General features: G+C 45.1%; 14 protein-coding genes. 9 read left to right on the top strand and 5 right to left on the bottom strand.

From position 1 onward, the window contains the following. Positions 1 to 96 precede the first annotated feature (96 nt). The 4 genes from gshA to B5D50_RS01515 all read left to right on the top strand — a co-directional run bounded on the left by gshA (position 97) and on the right by B5D50_RS01515 (position 4,965). Positions 97 to 1,704 carry a glutamate--cysteine ligase gene (gshA, locus tag B5D50_RS01530; RefSeq protein ID WP_078920811.1) on the top strand — a complete coding sequence of 536 codons (1,608 nt, stop codon included), beginning with the start codon at positions 97 to 99 and terminating at the stop codon, positions 1,702 to 1,704. Between the two features lie 174 nt (positions 1,705 to 1,878). Then, positions 1,879 to 2,232 (top strand): RNA recognition motif domain-containing protein, encoded by a 354-nt coding sequence (locus tag B5D50_RS01525; RefSeq protein ID WP_078920810.1) that lies wholly within the window; start codon positions 1,879 to 1,881, stop codon positions 2,230 to 2,232. Positions 2,233 to 2,514: 282 nt separating this feature from the next. Further along, entirely contained in the window at positions 2,515 to 2,991 is a 477-nt protein-coding gene (locus B5D50_RS01520; protein ID WP_078920809.1) for a PRC-barrel domain-containing protein, read from the top strand. Positions 2,992 to 3,156: 165 nt separating this feature from the next. Next, a complete protein-coding gene (locus B5D50_RS01515) occupies positions 3,157 to 4,965 on the top strand; it encodes an assimilatory sulfite reductase (NADPH) flavoprotein subunit (RefSeq protein WP_078920808.1) in 1,809 nt (602 codons plus the stop codon). Between the two features lie 89 nt (positions 4,966 to 5,054). Here the strand turns inward: B5D50_RS01515 and B5D50_RS01510 are convergent, their stop codons facing one another. Next, the gene (locus B5D50_RS01510; RefSeq protein WP_078920807.1) at positions 5,055 to 6,428 is read right to left on the bottom strand and encodes a glutamine synthetase family protein; all 1,374 of its coding nucleotides are present in this window, start codon (positions 6,426 to 6,428) and stop codon (positions 5,055 to 5,057) included. A 9-nt stretch (positions 6,429 to 6,437) separates the two neighbouring features. Beyond that, positions 6,438 to 7,811, bottom strand: a complete 1,374-nt coding sequence (locus B5D50_RS01505; RefSeq protein ID WP_078920806.1) for an aspartate aminotransferase family protein — start codon at positions 7,809 to 7,811, stop codon at positions 6,438 to 6,440. 422 nt (positions 7,812 to 8,233) lie between these two features. Here B5D50_RS01505 and soxY point away from each other — a divergent pair, with 422 nt between their 5' ends. The 5 genes from soxY to soxB all read left to right on the top strand — a co-directional run bounded on the left by soxY (position 8,234) and on the right by soxB (position 12,329). Beyond that, positions 8,234 to 8,701 (top strand): thiosulfate oxidation carrier protein SoxY, encoded by a 468-nt coding sequence (gene soxY / locus B5D50_RS01500; protein ID WP_078920805.1) that lies wholly within the window; start codon positions 8,234 to 8,236, stop codon positions 8,699 to 8,701. 22 nt (positions 8,702 to 8,723) lie between these two features. Continuing rightward, positions 8,724 to 9,032, top strand: a complete 309-nt coding sequence (gene soxZ, locus B5D50_RS01495; protein ID WP_078920804.1) for a thiosulfate oxidation carrier complex protein SoxZ — start codon at positions 8,724 to 8,726, stop codon at positions 9,030 to 9,032. 44 nt (positions 9,033 to 9,076) lie between these two features. Continuing rightward, positions 9,077 to 9,895, top strand: coding sequence for a sulfur oxidation c-type cytochrome SoxA (gene soxA / locus B5D50_RS01490; RefSeq protein ID WP_078920803.1), 819 nt, complete (start codon positions 9,077 to 9,079; stop codon positions 9,893 to 9,895). 12 nt (positions 9,896 to 9,907) lie between these two features. Continuing rightward, on the top strand, positions 9,908 to 10,534 hold the full coding sequence (gene soxX / locus B5D50_RS01485; protein ID WP_078920802.1) for a sulfur oxidation c-type cytochrome SoxX: 627 nt from the start codon (positions 9,908 to 9,910) through the stop codon (positions 10,532 to 10,534). Positions 10,535 to 10,607: 73 nt separating this feature from the next. Continuing rightward, positions 10,608 to 12,329, top strand: a complete 1,722-nt coding sequence (soxB, locus tag B5D50_RS01480; RefSeq protein WP_078920801.1) for a thiosulfohydrolase SoxB — start codon at positions 10,608 to 10,610, stop codon at positions 12,327 to 12,329. 63 nt (positions 12,330 to 12,392) lie between these two features. Here soxB and B5D50_RS01475 read toward each other — a convergent pair whose 3' ends face one another. The 3 genes from B5D50_RS01475 to B5D50_RS01465 are packed head-to-tail and all read right to left on the bottom strand — an operon-like array spanning position 12,393 to position 15,266. Continuing rightward, on the bottom strand, positions 12,393 to 12,884 hold the full coding sequence (locus B5D50_RS01475) for a DsrE family protein (protein ID WP_078920800.1): 492 nt from the start codon (positions 12,882 to 12,884) through the stop codon (positions 12,393 to 12,395). 22 nt (positions 12,885 to 12,906) lie between these two features. Next, the gene (locus tag B5D50_RS01470) at positions 12,907 to 14,172 is read right to left on the bottom strand and encodes a YeeE/YedE family protein (RefSeq protein ID WP_078920799.1); all 1,266 of its coding nucleotides are present in this window, start codon (positions 14,170 to 14,172) and stop codon (positions 12,907 to 12,909) included. Positions 14,173 to 14,228: 56 nt separating this feature from the next. Beyond that, entirely contained in the window at positions 14,229 to 15,266 is a 1,038-nt protein-coding gene (locus B5D50_RS01465) for a thioredoxin family protein (protein ID WP_078920798.1), read from the bottom strand. Positions 15,267 to 15,295 lie beyond the last annotated feature (29 nt).

Here is a 15,295-nt window from a genome sequence, read left to right as displayed (position 1 = left end):
ATATCCCAATTCAAAAAACTGCTATCAGACGTTTAGCTTTAAAGCTGTTATTCTTTAAATTGACCAAACCCCATCAAAATTTAGGAGGAGCTGTTTGTGTATAAACGATTGGAACAGCGCTTACAGGCTATTGAAAAACATCGGTTATCGGCTGCCTTACAGGAGAGCCGCACTGGTTTAGAAAAAGAAAGTTTACGGGTTACCCCTAACAGTACGCTAGCACAAACAGATCACCCCAAAGTGCTCGGTTCGGCTTTAACCCACCCTTGGATTACCACGGATTATTCGGAGTCTTTGATTGAACTGATTACACCGCCCCAAGCGCGTGCATCGGCTGCTTTGGATTTTTTGCTTGATATTGAGAGTTTCGTGTATCAGCATTTAGATAATGAGCTGCTATGGACGACTAGCATGCCTTGTGTTTTAAATGGTGAGCAGGACATTCGGATTGCAGAATACGGTCGCTCCAATGCAGGGTTAATGAAGCATGTCTATCGACAAGGCTTAGCTTGGCGGTATGGCAAAACCATGCAAGTGATCGCCGGTATTCATTTTAACTATTCTATTGCTGAGCCATTTTGGAAACCTTGGCAAATGGTGGAGCAACATCAGGGCAGTTTGCGTGAGTTCCGTGATGAGCAATACATGGCACTCACCCGCAATTTGCTACGCTACGGTTGGTTGATTATCTATTTATTTGGTACGTCTCCGGCGATTTGCAAAAGTTTCTTAGGTGGACGTAAAGCGCCGGCAACCATGCGTGAATTGAATGACTACACTTTGTATGAGCCGTATGGCACGTCTTTACGCATGGGTAATATCGGCTATACCAATAGCAAGGAAAGTGCGAGCGGGGTACAGGTCTGTTATGACTCGGTATCTAGCTATACGGAAAGCTTACGGCGAGCGATTCATACTCCGAGTCCTGAATATGAAAAGATCGGGGTAAAAGTCGATGGTGTTTATCGGCAGCTGAATACCAATATTCTACAAATTGAGAATGAGTATTACAGTACAGTACGTCCTAAACAACCTTTGCAAGGTTTTGAAAAACCAGTGAATGCGCTCAAAAAACGCGGTATTAAATATATTGAGTTACGTTCGGTTGACATCAATATCTTTCATCCAGCAGGTTTGACCTACGAGCAATTACGTTTCTTAGAAGTCTTTATGCATTTTTGCTTATTCCAAGCTAGCCCAAAAATTGATTCCACCGAGCGGCAACTGATTAATAGCAATCAAATGCTGGTCGCGCATCAAGGACGTAAACCGGGTTTAATCCTGCAGTCAGGTGAGCGGCAAATGAGTTTAAAAGATTGGGGGTTAGAATTACTCGAGCAAATGCAACCCGTAGCAGACTTGTTAGCTCGGGTGCATCAAGAGCCAGCGTATACTGTTGCAGTGCAGCATCAACGGGAGTTGCTGTTTAATCCTGAAGCAACCCCTTCTGCACAGATGATGGCGGAAATGCATGAAAAAGGTGCAAGTTTTTTCAGTTTTGCTCAAGCTAAATCGCGGCAACATCGTGATTTCTTTCTAAAAAGACAATTATCCCAAATACGCACGACTGAATTTGTCCAGATGGCACAAGACTCTTTGTATCAGCAGCAAGTTATTGAAAATTCAGATGAAATTAGCTTTGATCAGTTCTTGGCTGCTTACTTCTCTGGTGAAGCATCAGTAAATGATAATTTACTGATGTAAATAAGGCGAGCATGGAGGCGAAATTTAGCAAGATTTTTCTTTCATTGAAACAAAACTACTATACACTAGTAATTGCTGAGGGCTTGATGCCTAAATGTTACGGGTAATTTGTGTGTCTGCTTGCCCGTTAACTAATTGAATTTCCGCAGCACACAATAGATGAGATGACTACAATTGAATATTTACGTTGGAAACCTGGCCTACGCAACTACTGAAGAAGACCTGCGCAGCATTTTTAGTGCCTTCGGTGATGTTAGCAAAGTTAGCATTATTAAAGATAAAGAAACTGGCCGTTCAAAGGGTTTCGGTTTCGTAGAAATGCCTGATAATAGTTCAGCGCAAGCGGCCATTAATGGCTTAAATGACACCAATATCGGTGGTCGTAATGCCAAAGTTAATGAAGCTAAACCACGTGAAAACACAGGTGGCGGTGGTGGTGGCGGTCGTCCTCCACGTCGTGACGGTGGCTTCGGTGGTGGCGGTCGCGGTGGTGATCGTGACGGTGGCGGCTATCGTAACCGTTATTAATTAAACGGTTTACCCAAGTACTGCAAAGGCTGGTCTAGTACCAGCCTTTTTTATGGCTAAGCGTTATTTTTAATAAAAATTCTAAAATATCTCCTAAACTCAAGTTGCACTTAACTAAAATCAATTAACTACAACCTAAATCCTAAGTTGATACTTAAGTCTAGTGTTTAGTTTTGCTGAATGATAATGAATACATTCAGTATCTCGTTGAGGCTGAGATGATTGATTGGATTGAAGTGTTTGAAATATTTTATTTTAATTTTTGATTGAAGGAGTTTATTAATGAATTATCGCCTTGTATTAGTATTAAGCACGGCTTTATTAGCTACCACGAGTTTCGTTCAAGCTGAAACGCCAGCGGCTACGACTCCAACTGAAACAACAGCTGCTCCAGCTGAGGCGACCGCTGCACCGGCTCCAGCCGCGACTAGCACACCCGTTGCAGGTGCTTCGCTGACTGGAGTTTCCGTAACGGAGTTTGTGGATGTCATGAATGGTTGGAGTGCAGAAAAGTCGATTCTTGATAAAAAAGTGGTAAATGAGAAAGGTGACAAAGTAGGTGAGGTCGAGGACTTAATTATTGCACCGGATACCTTTCTTTCTTATGCAGTGATCGAAGTGGGCGGATTTTTAGGGATGGGTGAACATCGAGTGGCTGTACCCGTTAAATTCCTCCAAATGCAAGATGAGCAAATTGTATTAGAGGGTGCAACTAAAGAGCTATTAGAAAAGATGCCTGCTTTTAAATATACGAAGTGATCTGATCGTTTTGTGCTTTGGATACCTGCTGGTTAGCAGGTATTTTTATTTAAAATTTAATAGCGAAAAATGTGATATTTTAATCTTTTTATATCACTTTAACAGAAATACTTAGTGCGGCATACTGGCGCGAATCTACTATTTTTAGCCTGAATGAGAGCAGTTATGACCGTGTTGAGTGCCCAACAATTAGAGCGTATTACCTCCGCTGTCACGGATTTAAGCCCTGTCCAACTCGCTTGGTTGGGTGGCTATCTTTCAGGTTTGTCGATGGGGAAGGACAATGTAATTCCTTTCCCACAGCGCAGTACCGCTATAGCGACGACATCCGTGATGAGTTCGGTCGTAACGACGCCAGCGGCGATCAAAACCTTGATTCTGTATGCCACCCAAACAGGTAATGGTAAGAAAATTGCCGAGCAATTGTCTGCTGGCTTAACAGCCCAAGGTGGTGAAGTGAGCCTGAGCAATATGAAGGACTATCGCCCGCAGCAGCTGAAGCAAGAACAGCGCTTAGTGATGGTTGTCAGTACGCATGGCAATGGCGAACCACCGGATGATGCCCGTGCCTTTTTTAATTTTATTCAGTCAGCGCGTGCACCTCGCCTAGAAAAACTTGAGTACAGCATCTTAGCCTTAGGTGATTCGAGTTATGATGAATTTTGTCAAGCAGGCGCTCTCTTAGATGCACGGTTGGCCGAATTAGGCGCCCAGCGGGTATTAGCGCGAGTAGATTGCGATGTCGATTTTGCTAAACCGGCTCAAGCTTGGCAGGAGCAAGTCTTAGCACAATTCAAACCAGAAACAGAGGCTGCGAATACTCAATTTATCACTAACCCCGTCGCTGCCAGTGTGAGTGAGGCTTTATATTCAAGTGAGCGTCCGTTTAAATCCGAGTTATTAACGAGCATCAATCTAACCGATACGGGTTCTAGCAAGGAAGTTTGGCATTTAGAGTTTTCTTTAGAAGATTCGGGTATTCAATATCAACCCGGCGATATTTTAGCAGTTCAACTCCCAAATGATGCCGCTTTGGTTGATGAAGTCTTAAGGCAGGGGCAATTCACCGGCTCTGAAACGGTTAGGCTCAATGAGCATGAGTTAGCGTTACGCACTGCTTTAAGCCATCATTTAGAATTATCAACGGTGACGAAACGCCAATTAAAGCAATATGCCGAATTAATTAAGCAGACTGAATTGCAAGCAGCCGTCGAAGCTAAAGACGCTTTGAAGGATTTTTTGTGGACTGCTGACTGGGCGGATGTTTTGCAAACCTATCCGAGTAAATTAACGGCTCAAGCTCTAGTCGAGTTACTCCGTCCGCTCCAAGATCGCCAATACTCAATTGCGTCTAGCCCGAAGGCGCATCCTGATGAGGTTCATTTATTAGTCAAGCGTGTCCAATACCCGTTTAATGGGCGCGAGCATTTAGGTACGGCTTCTAATGGTTTAGCCCGCTTGCAAGCAGGTGATTTCAGTCAGGTTTATATTAAAGAAAATCCCCATTTTCGCCTACCAGCTGATCCAACTACTAAGCTGATTATGATCGGCGCAGGTACAGGGGTAGCACCTTTCCGTAGCTTTTTGTTTGAGCGTGAAGCTCAAGGTCTAAGCGGTAATACTTGGTTATTTTTTGGTGAGCAGCGTTTTCGTACCGACTTCCTCTACCAAATTGAATGGCAAGGCTTATTGCAGTCTGGTGTACTTGAACGGATGAGTGTGGCCTTCTCGCGGGATCAGGCTGAGAAAATCTATGTACAGCATCGTTTATTAGAAGCAGGGGCAGAGGTTTATCAGTGGCTGCAAACCGGAGCGCATCTGTATGTCTGTGGCGATATGCACGGTATGGCAAAAGATGTGCATCAGGCGCTACTGGAGATTGCAGTTCAGCAGGGCGGTAAAACACCAGAGCAAGCGCATGACTGGTTGGAATTATTAATCACCGAGCATCGCTATCAGCGTGATGTGTATTAATCTCGCCCAGAACCCATAGGTGCAGCGTAGTCAGTCAGATTGAAGGGGCAAGCGCTCCTTCACGGCTTCTTCATGGGTTCATGGATGCTTCAGGCTAAGCGTAAATGCCAACGATGATCTAACTCACTCACTTCGGCATTAAAGCGCTCGCATTCTTCACGTTTTAAGGCGCTGTAAATGCGTTGGAAGTCCTCGCCAAAATAATCAGCAATAAAATCTGAGTTTGCAAATACGGCTAAACTGTCATACCAATTCAATGGCAGCGTATTATTTTGCTCGCCATACGCATTACCTTCGATAGGTTTGCCCGGATGAATCTGATGCTTAATCCCATGATGCAGACCTGCTAAGACTGCAGCCACTGCCAAATAAGGATTCGCATCCGCACCCGAAGCACGATGTTCAATATGCCGACTTGCTGCTGCTCCCGTGGGGACGCGGAAGGTGACACTGCGATTATTAATCCCCCAAGTCGCAGCAGTGGGCGCATAACTATTGGCTTTAAAGCGCCGATACGAGTTGGCATGTGGGGCAAAAATTGCCATGCTGTCTTGTATGGTCGCAGCCATACCGCCAATGCTATGCAGTAAGTAGGCATTGGTTTCAGTTTCATCGGTACTCATGAGGTTTAAGCCATCATTATCCTGCAAACTGACATGAATATGCATGCCACTCCCAGCTTGCTCCGTAAACGGTTTAGCCATAAAACAGGCCAACATTCCGTGTTGCTCAGCAACGCCCTTGATTAAACGCTTGAATTGAATGGCTTCATCCACGGCTTGCAGGGCATCTTTGCGATAGACTAAGGTGATTTCAAATTGCCCCGGTGCGTATTCAGAAATGGCGGTTTCTGCAGGTAAACCTTGCAGTGCGGCGTATTTATATACATCGGCAAAAAAAGGGCGCATGGCTTCTAAATCATCCACGCTGTAGACCTGAGTTTGCGTGAGTGGCAATTGATTGCTAGCGGTAGCAGGCATGACTTTGCCTTGTTTCCAAGCTTGTGCATCGAGCAAATAAAACTCTAATTCACACGCCAACGCAGGCTGTAAGTTATCCGCTTTCAATCCTGCGATAATCGCAGCTAAGCGCAAACGCGGGTCCGCCACCGCCGCTGGCAGACCTGCCAATTTATCCATACTGACCAAGACTTGCCCAGTATTGGGTAGCCACGGGCAGAGTTTGAGTGAGTTCACGATAGGTTTAGCGAGGCAGTCTTGATCCGCGACTTCCCAAACCAAACCGGTCGTATCAACATCTTCACCTAATACATTTAAAGAAAGAATTGAACTCGGCAGCGGGCGACCCTGTAAAAATAAAGCATGCAATTCGTGAGGGCGCAAAAATTTGCCACGCGCAATCCCATTAATATCCGTCAGAATCAGTGCGATTTGTGACAAATGTGGATGGGCGCTTAAAAAACTCGTCACTTCCGGTGAGCGAACAGGGGCGGTCGGTTGCATGATCAATCCTTAGTATAATGCTTGAATGAAGGCAGCGAGTGTTTGAATAAGTTGATCAATATCAGTAACTTGAGTCGCCGGACACACGAGCATCATATTGTGAAACGGGGTGATCATTATACCACGATTCAGCAGATAGAGATGGATGCACTGTTCTAATTCATCGTCAAAGGCAAGTTCGGCTGCATGCCCAGTCCGTGGTGGAGTAGCGCTAAATTGAAATTCTACCCGTGCGCCAATTTGGGTAATACACCAAGCTAGTTGATGTTGGGCCAGCATCGCCCGCAAGCCTTGTGCTAAATACTCTGCTTTAGGGATCATATCTTGATAGGCTGCTCGGGTCATGACTTGCTCAAGATTAGCCCGCATCGCTCGCATCGTGAACATATTCGCAGATAGGGTTGTGCCCATCCCGCTATGCCCATGCCCATCGTGATCATTAGGATTATTTGAGGTATTGAGCTGCTGCATGCTCTGTGCAACCTCAGCACTCATACCCAATACTGAGCAAGGCAAGCCGCCTGCAATAGGCTTACCTAACACAAATAGATCTGGCTCTAAGCCAAAGGCTTGAGTATAGCCACCATAGCCAGTAGAGATGGTATGGGTTTCATCTAGGATTAACAGCGTACCATACGCTCGGGTAAGGCGGCGCAGCTCGGCATGAAAGCCAGCCTCTGGCAAAACCATACCAATATTAGTCATCACAGGTTCGCATAAGACGGCAGCGACATCGTGGTTTTGCAAAGCCGCTTGAAGCGCATCAAGATCGTTAAATTCCACGACACGCATGTATTGAGTTAAGTCTAAAGCTTGGCCTTTTAAGCCTTTGCGGTGTACGGTTTTGCCGTTGTGTAGCCGCACCATCGTCTCATCGACCGTGCCATGATAGCAGCCATCAAAGACGACTATCACCTTGCGCTTGGTGACGGCACGCGCCCACCGTAAAGCCCAACGATTCGCATCAGTGGCCGTCGTTGCGATTTGCCAAAAGGCTAAGCCAAAACGCTCGCTGAGTTGCTGACTAACGGCAATGGCATCTTCACTCGGGAGCATCGTGGTATAGCCGTGGGCGGCCTGCTCAGCGATGACTTGAGCGACTGGAGCAGGAGAGTGTCCAAACATCGAGCCAGTATCACCTAAGCAAAAATCAGCATAGCGATGACCATCGACATCGCTAAAGCAGGCGCCTTTAGCTGCTTGTACAAATAAAGGGAAAGGGGTCGACCAATCTGCCATCCAATGCATCGGGACACCCCCATATAAATGCTGCTTGGCTTGTTCAGCGAGCCTAGCCGATTGCGGGTGATTCAGACGAAAACGGTTGGCTTCATCTTGGGCGAGGGCGATGAGTTGATTGAGTTGATAGGGACGTGAGGTCATGACTCTGTTTCAAAGGCTAACTTAAGCGCCTATTCTCGCTGAGTTGGCGGTGCTTAAGCAAACACCTTGAGCGATTTAGGGGGGTGTATAGGTTGTCTATTCATCGCTAAAGTAGCCTTGATCTAGCTTAGCTAAGCGGTATAAGCCACCCTTCCCTTTAGAGATAGACGTTTGACCCTATAGAGTTTAGGTGTTATTAATGTTTGCTACTCATTCGTTATTTATCAATTCTAATTAACTGTAGTTAAATTGATAGCCGCTAGGAGGAGGTGGTTTGATGAGTTACTCTACTGCAACTTGCCAAATTCATTCAGTGATTTCCGCTAGCTCTCTAGTTCGGCTATACCATTACCCATCCCATTGTAACTTTAATTTTAAGCTCCATTCAGGAGCGCTTAGCTAGAAGATAGACAGGAGATCTTATGAAACGGAGAACGTTTCTCACGAATACATTAGCCATTAGTGCTGCCGGTATTGCGATTGGCAGTGGCTTAATTAGTTCAAACTTAGCAGTGGCGGCTGAAGACCCAGCAGCTAATCCTTTTACGGCTAAAACTTTGGATGAAGTTTTAAAGCTGATTAATGCAACCGATTCAAAACCCTCGACCGATATTCAACTGAAAGCCCCTGAAATTGCTGAAAACGGTGCGGTTGTACCGCTGACGGTTAGCTCAACGCTGGCAGGAATTACAGGCATCAGTATTGTGGTGTCGAATAATCCTACTCCCTTAGCGGCAACTTTTACGATTCCTGAAGGTACATCGGCAGACGTGTCGACTCGGATTAAAATGGCCAAAACTTCTGAAGTGATTGCTTTAGTGCAAACCAAAGATGGGCTGTTTAGTGCTAAGCAGGAAGTGAAAGTGACCATTGGTGGTTGTGGCGGTTAATACAGGCAGGAGGAATATTTAGATGGCGAGCGTAAAACTCAAAGCAAAATCAATTGATGGTGGCTTGATCGAAGTGAAAGCCCTCATGACTCACCCGATGGAAACGGGGCTGCGGAAAGATTCTTCTGGTGCAGTTGTTCCAGCACATTATATTACCGAAGTTGTCGTCACTGCCAATGATAAGGAAGTGATGAAAACGAGTTGGGGTGGGTCAGTTTCCAAGAATCCTTATCTGTCCTTCAATTATAAGGGCGCGGTGGGCGATAAGTTGAAGTTAACTTGGAAAGACAATAAAGACGGGACGGATACAGCCGAAGCAGCCGTCGAATAAACCGTCAAATCAGTTTTGCTCTAATGCTAGGGAAGGAGCTTTCAATGAAAAAATTAGTATTACCCGGACTGCTCATCAGCAGTTTGGCTCTGACGGCAGTGTATGCAGCCGAAGAGCCGAATGCGGATGCTTATCGTGAAATGACCTACGGTGACCGTGATGCGAATCCGGCCTTATTGGTGGTTGATCGAGGCGAGGAGCTATTTAAAGAAAAGCGCGGCCCGAAAAATGTTTCGATGGAAGAGTGTGATTTTGGTTTAGGCAAAGGTGTCGTGAAAGGTGTTTATGCCGAGCTGCCACGCTATTTCAAAGATACCGATCAAGTGCAAGATTTAGAATCACGTATGATTACCTGTATGACGACGGTACAAGGTTTTGATGCAGCAGAACTGAAGAAAAAAACCTATGCCAATGAAAAAGCGAATGAGGATAACACCGATTTAGAAGCTATCGCCGTGTATATCGCAGCGCAGTCAGACGGTATGAAAATTAATCCATCCTTGGCTCATCCTAAAGAGCAAGAAGCGATTAAAGTGGGCGAAGCTCTGTTTTATCATCGCACTGGCCCCCTAGATTTTTCCTGTGCTTCTTGTCATGGTGCAGATAAGCAACGGATTCGTTTACAAAACCTCGGCAATTTCTCTAAAGCTGGCCCTGATGCACAAAAGGCGATTGGTGGTTGGCCGACTTATCGTGTATCGCATGCAGCGGTGCGCACTATGCAACATCGTATTTGGGATTGTGAAGGGCAAATGCGTTTGCCAGATACAGAATACGGTGCGCCTTTGAGTGTGGCCTTGATTGCTTATCTGACTGCGCAAGCTAAAGATGGCACTTATGTTTTACCCGGCATGTCACGCTAAGGAGCAAGGGTTATGAAAAAAACATTACTAGCAAGTTTAGCTTTAGCAGCCTTAGCAGGTGTGGCTTGGGCTGCGGACGATGACAAAGCTATTCAAGCTTTAGTCGATCAATATATAGCTACCGGTTATCAACAGGGCGAGAAGCAGCAGTTAGAGCGTTTAAAGCAAGACGAGACTCTAAAAGCTTGCTCTGAGCATCGCAATAAACCGCCTGCCGACTTGATGAAAGCCATCATGGAGCGTGAGAAAGCAACCATTAAATACCCCGCTGATAATAAAATGATGGGTAATTGGGAAAAGGGCAAGGAAGTTTTTAATACAGGTTTTGGGATGCGTGTCGGTGTCATTGCACCGGATAAGGCGGATAAACCCCGTGGCGGTAATTGCTATGCCTGTCATGCTGCTGACCCCAAAGAAGTTGCAGCAGGTAATCTTGGCAACTCTTTAACGGGTTACGGCAAAATGCGTGGTAATAGTGAGGAAACCATTAAGTATACTTACGAGAAGATCTTCAATTCGCAGACGTATATGGCCTGCTCAAATATGCCCCGCTTTGGGCATAACGGCGTGCTGACGCCTGAACAGGTCGCTGATCTGGTTGCTTTCCTCGTTGACCCTGCATCGCCAGTAAATAAGTAATCTTAAAATAGCGCTCAAGTATTTCGAATTTGAGCGCTTAATCTAACATTCTTCCAGTTTAGGGGATCACCCAATGGGCATGAATCGCCGTGAGTTTTTACAATTATTAACGGCTGCGAGTGTGGCGGGTTTTCACTTGAATCCGCGCTTGAGCTTTGCTGCTGACCAGCCTGCTAATCCCTATGAATTGCCTGCGTTTGGTAATGTATCCCTGTTACATTATACGGATTGCCATGCACAGCTTTCACCCATTTATTATCGTGAGCCGAATGTTAATTTAGGCATAGCCGGCATGTTAGCTAAGCCACCCCATTTAGTCGGTGAGCATTTTCTAAAGCATTATAAGCTTGAAGCAAAAAGCTTAGATGCTTATGCCTTTACTTATTTAGATTTCGCCGAAGCCGCAAAGCAATATGGTAAAGTCGGGGGTTTCGCGCATTTGAAAACCTTGGTCGACCAAATCCGTGCCCAACGCAAAGGGGCTTTATTATTGGATGGGGGCGATACTTGGCAAGGCTCGTGGACTTCACTCAAAACCAAAGCTCAAGATATGGTCGATGCCCAATTAGCTTTGGGCGTGAATGTGATGACTGCACATTGGGAAATGACCTATGGTGCAGATCGAGTCAAAGAAATCATTGAAAAAGATTTTGCAGGTAAGATTGATTTCGTCGCACAAAATGTGATGAGTACCGATTTTGAAGAGCCTGTCTTTGCACCCTATGTGATTAAGGAGATCAATGGTGTGCCAGTGGCTATTCTTGGGCAGGCCTTCCCTTATACCCCCGTGGCTAATCCTAAGCATTTGATTCCCGAGTGGAGCTTTGGTATCCGTGATGATCGTATGCAAGCGATGGTGGATGAAGCTCGCAGTAAGGGTGCGAAAGTGGTGGTGGTGCTTTCGCACAATGGTATGGATGTTGACCTGAAAATGGCCAGCAAAGTCACGGGTATTGATGCGATTATGGGCGGACATACCCATGACGGTGTTTATCAGCCAGTGGTGGTTGACAATGCCAGCGGTAAAACCTTAGTCACTAATGCTGGTTCGAATGGCAAGTTTTTAGGGGTGCTGGATTTAGACGTGAAAGAGGGTAAGGTTGTCGATTATCGTTATAAGCTCTTACCCGTCTTTTCGAATTTACTCACTCCTGACCCTGAAATGCTCAAGCTGATTGAAAAAGTCCGTGAACCTTTCAAGAAAGAATTAGCGGAAGAGTTAGCGGTTTGTGATGAGGTGCTGTATCGACGGGGTAATTTCAATGGCACGTTTGATCAGTTGATTTGCAATGCTTTAATGGAGCGCTTGGATGCACCGATTGCCTTCTCACCCGGTTTCCGCTGGGGGACTAGTTTGTTGCCCGGCCAACCGATTACGTTTGAGCATGTTGCTGATCAAACCGCGATTACCTACGGTACGGTCACACGCAATGAGCTGACGGGTGAAGCCATTAAAGGTATTTTAGAGGATGTTGCTGATAATCTATTTAACCCTGACCCTTATTATCAACAAGGCGGGGATATGGTACGAGTCGGTGGCTTAAAGTTTAGTTTTGACCCGACGGCGAAAATGGGGGAGCGTGTTTCTGATCTTGAGTTAGCAGGTTCACCCTTGGATATGACCAAGAAATATCCAGTTGCTGGTTGGGCGAGTGTCCAAGAGAGCGTGCCAGACAATAAACAGATTTGGGACGTGGTGGCAGATTATCTGCGTGATAAAAAGACCATCAGCAAAGTCGAGCTGAATACACCGAAGCTAAAAAATGTGGAAGGGAATCCGGGTTTGGCGGTTTAACGGTTTAAAGTCTGCCCTCAGCGCATTAAGTTAAGCTGAGCTGAGGGCGGCTGAGGTAGCAGCTTAAGGACTTAAATAATTCCAGCCTTGATTCTGCCTTTCCATAATACGGGCTATACCTGCTTGAGCAGTGTCCACATCCTCAATCAAAGTCGGGCGTTTGCCATCTTTTGCTTCGATGGTGTCTAAGGTATTACCACAGGCAGTGAAAACTACATTTTGCAGCAGTAAGCTTTCAATGCGTTGTTTATGGGGGCTTTTATCGGTTAAAAACCAAATCCCTGGACCATAAGCCACTACTTCAATTTCAATAGCATCCATCCCAAAATGTTTCTGCAGATTAACAATATTGGACAGTACATGGTCTTGTAGCTCGGGGTCATTTTTATTAATTTGAATCACTAAGCGCTGAGTTTGTGACTCAGGTTCGGTGCTTGTGCTTGTGCTTGTGCTTGCGGTATCGGTGGGGGTGGTCGCTGCCCAAGTCGGCGTACTGATACTCCCATTTAAAGCTAAGATGCTAACGAATAAACCACTGATTACATATTTCAGCATAGCGACTTCCTCACAACTAGAGTTAAACTTTTTCTAAACGCCGCATAGATTCTGGGAGCAGCTTTAAATCCACCAAGCTACTGGCTAAGGCCTTTGAGAAACTAGCCTCTGCTTCATACATCATGCGATAAAACTGAATTTTCATAGTTAAAGCGCTGGCAAAAATAATACTGATTAAGGTCAATATTGAGCCAATTGCCAAAGTAGAAACTCCAGTAATACCTTGGCCAATCGTGCAGCCCATCGCTAAAACTCCACCAAAACCCATCAAGGCAGCGCCAATTACATGATTGGCAAAATCACCGATGGAGGCAAACCACTCGACTTTAAAGCCCCGTGAAATTAAAGCCCAAGCAAATGAACCTGCAACGACTCCAAAACATGCCAAAATACCAAAAGTCAGTAAATTGGACTTAAAACCACTGGCTGCATAAGCGAGGCTTTGCCCGATAGGATTAATAAATGTAAAAGATTGAGTGCTTAATGGCGCACCACTCGCTGGCTTACCCGCCTCTGACTCAGCCAACATATCCCATTCGGCATAGTATTGAGAGAGGGCATACGCTTGCCCATCTAACTCGAGTTTAATTTGGCTGGTTACATACCAAGCGGCTAATACACATAAGCCTACCCCCAAGCCACCTAAAGCAAAATCTTTGCTACTGCGAAAATCGGCCGAGATCAGGACATATCCTAATAATAGAATACCAATGAGGCTGCCCATGATTAATCGCATCAGGGGTAGATTGGTTTCATTACTTAATAAAGCCCCTAAATCTTGGGAGCTACCGACATTAAATGCCAGTGGATTGAGCCATGGATAAAATAGCAGTGAATATAAGGTTTGATCAGAGTTAGGGAAGGGATTCAACATGAAATAAGCCGTCAGGCCAATAATAAAAAATACCAATAAGGATTTAAGATTACCAGCCCCTAATCGGACTAAACATTTATTACCACAGCCACCTGCTAGGGTCATGCCAACTCCAAATAAAAGACCACCTAAGATATTTTCTGCCCAAATCAGCTGGCCATTGCGATAGGGGGGATAACTATTGTCAAAGCTCGTGATCCCTGCGTATTCTAAAGCGGTTACTCCTAAGATAGCCACTGCAATGGCTAAAAACCATGAGCGTAAGCGCCCAATATGATTCATATTCACCCAATCAGACACTGCACCCATGGTACAAAAATGGGTTTTATTGGCAATTAGACCTAAGATAAAAGCAATAATAAAACCTGCTAGCAAAAACGAAAGCCAAGCACTCGAAAACTCGCTAAAGACCATATATTCCTCTCCTTACCTTGATTTAGCTTAAAGATTATATTCATCGTTATTAACGATTATTCACTAATATCCACGGTTTTACCTTGTTGCAGTAATTCGGCTTGGCGTAAACCTAAATGTGCTGGGAAGCTATGCTCTTTATAACCTTGGCTACTCACATAGTTTAAGAGCTGCTGGAAATGGAAATTAAATAGCTTGCCTTCTAAGCGCGTGACTTCTTTACCTTCATCAAAGAACACCATACCGGGTTGATAACTCAATTTGAGCTGTTTTAGCCAATCTTTCGGCGTAGTTTTTTGGCCATTCACGTCGATGATTTCGGTGCTATCATTCGCATCAAAACGCACCACGGTTAAGGCTTTGAATTCAGTCTTGATCGCCTCATCTTGTAGCAAAGTATCATGGAAATATGCGCAATCACTGCAGGTACTCGACTCGAAAATTACCGCTAATGGGGTTTTAATCGAAGAAAGGTCTTTAAGAGGTTGAAATAGCTCATTAGGGCGTAAGGTATACTGGTCTGATTGAGGTTGCTTAGCTAAATAATCACTGAGAGATTCAGTTTTATAAATCTGCTTGGCTACATAATCTAGGACAGGCTTAAATTGCTCCGGTGAGCGATAACCATTTAAGCGGGCAACGGTTTTATTCTCTGAATTGATAAAGCTAATTGTTGGGGTGAGTGCGACTTCAAGCTCATCAGCGAGCTCTTTTTCTGAAAAAGCCAGCTCTTTGCTGTATTGCACTTGTCGGTCGCCTTTGACATTAATGGCGATCACATCAAAGTTTTCTTGAATATAAGTTTTGCTAGGCTCTTGGAGGAAATTATCCTTGAGCATTTTATCGCAATAGGGGCAGTTATTCAGATGGAAAAACAACATGACATGTTTGTTTCCCGCTGAGGCTTCCTTAACATCTTCTTGGATTTCTAAAAAGCTTTCTTTAAACCATTCAGGCATTTCATGTTCAACCCCACCAACGACTTTACCTTCAGTAGTGGTTTCAGCATGACTCGGTGAAATAAAAGTAAAGAATAGGGCAAATAATAAGCCCAAACCCCCAAACCAAGGTTGGCTACGTGTTAAAGTCTGCATCGGTTAATCCTCCTTGCTCATCAACAGCT

Origin of the sequence: Thiothrix eikelboomii, assembly GCF_900167255.1 — a bacterium.
Classification (GTDB): Bacteria; Pseudomonadota; Gammaproteobacteria; order Thiotrichales; family Thiotrichaceae; genus Thiolinea; species Thiolinea eikelboomii.
This window is presented reverse-complemented; position numbering and strand designations above follow the sequence as displayed.

Excerpts from the sequence above, each read along its gene's own strand:
- B5D50_RS01520 (WP_078920809.1), top strand. The coding sequence starts at position 2,515 with ATGAATTATCGCCTTGTATTAGTATTAAGCACGGCTTTATTAGCTACC.
- B5D50_RS01515 (WP_078920808.1), top strand. The coding sequence starts at position 3,157 with ATGACCGTGTTGAGTGCCCAACAATTAGAGCGTATTACCTCCGCTGTC.
- B5D50_RS01510 (WP_078920807.1), bottom strand. The coding sequence starts at position 6,428 with ATGCAACCGACCGCCCCTGTTCGCTCACCGGAAGTGACGAGTTTTTTA.
- B5D50_RS01505 (WP_078920806.1), bottom strand. The coding sequence starts at position 7,811 with ATGACCTCACGTCCCTATCAACTCAATCAACTCATCGCCCTCGCCCAA.
- soxY (WP_078920805.1), top strand. The coding sequence starts at position 8,234 with ATGAAACGGAGAACGTTTCTCACGAATACATTAGCCATTAGTGCTGCC.
- soxZ (WP_078920804.1), top strand. The coding sequence starts at position 8,724 with ATGGCGAGCGTAAAACTCAAAGCAAAATCAATTGATGGTGGCTTGATC.
- soxA (WP_078920803.1), top strand. The coding sequence starts at position 9,077 with ATGAAAAAATTAGTATTACCCGGACTGCTCATCAGCAGTTTGGCTCTG.
- soxX (WP_078920802.1), top strand. The coding sequence starts at position 9,908 with ATGAAAAAAACATTACTAGCAAGTTTAGCTTTAGCAGCCTTAGCAGGT.
- soxB (WP_078920801.1), top strand. The coding sequence starts at position 10,608 with ATGGGCATGAATCGCCGTGAGTTTTTACAATTATTAACGGCTGCGAGT.
- B5D50_RS01475 (WP_078920800.1), bottom strand. The coding sequence starts at position 12,884 with ATGCTGAAATATGTAATCAGTGGTTTATTCGTTAGCATCTTAGCTTTA.
- B5D50_RS01470 (WP_078920799.1), bottom strand. The coding sequence starts at position 14,172 with ATGGTCTTTAGCGAGTTTTCGAGTGCTTGGCTTTCGTTTTTGCTAGCA.
- B5D50_RS01465 (WP_078920798.1), bottom strand. The coding sequence starts at position 15,266 with ATGCAGACTTTAACACGTAGCCAACCTTGGTTTGGGGGTTTGGGCTTA.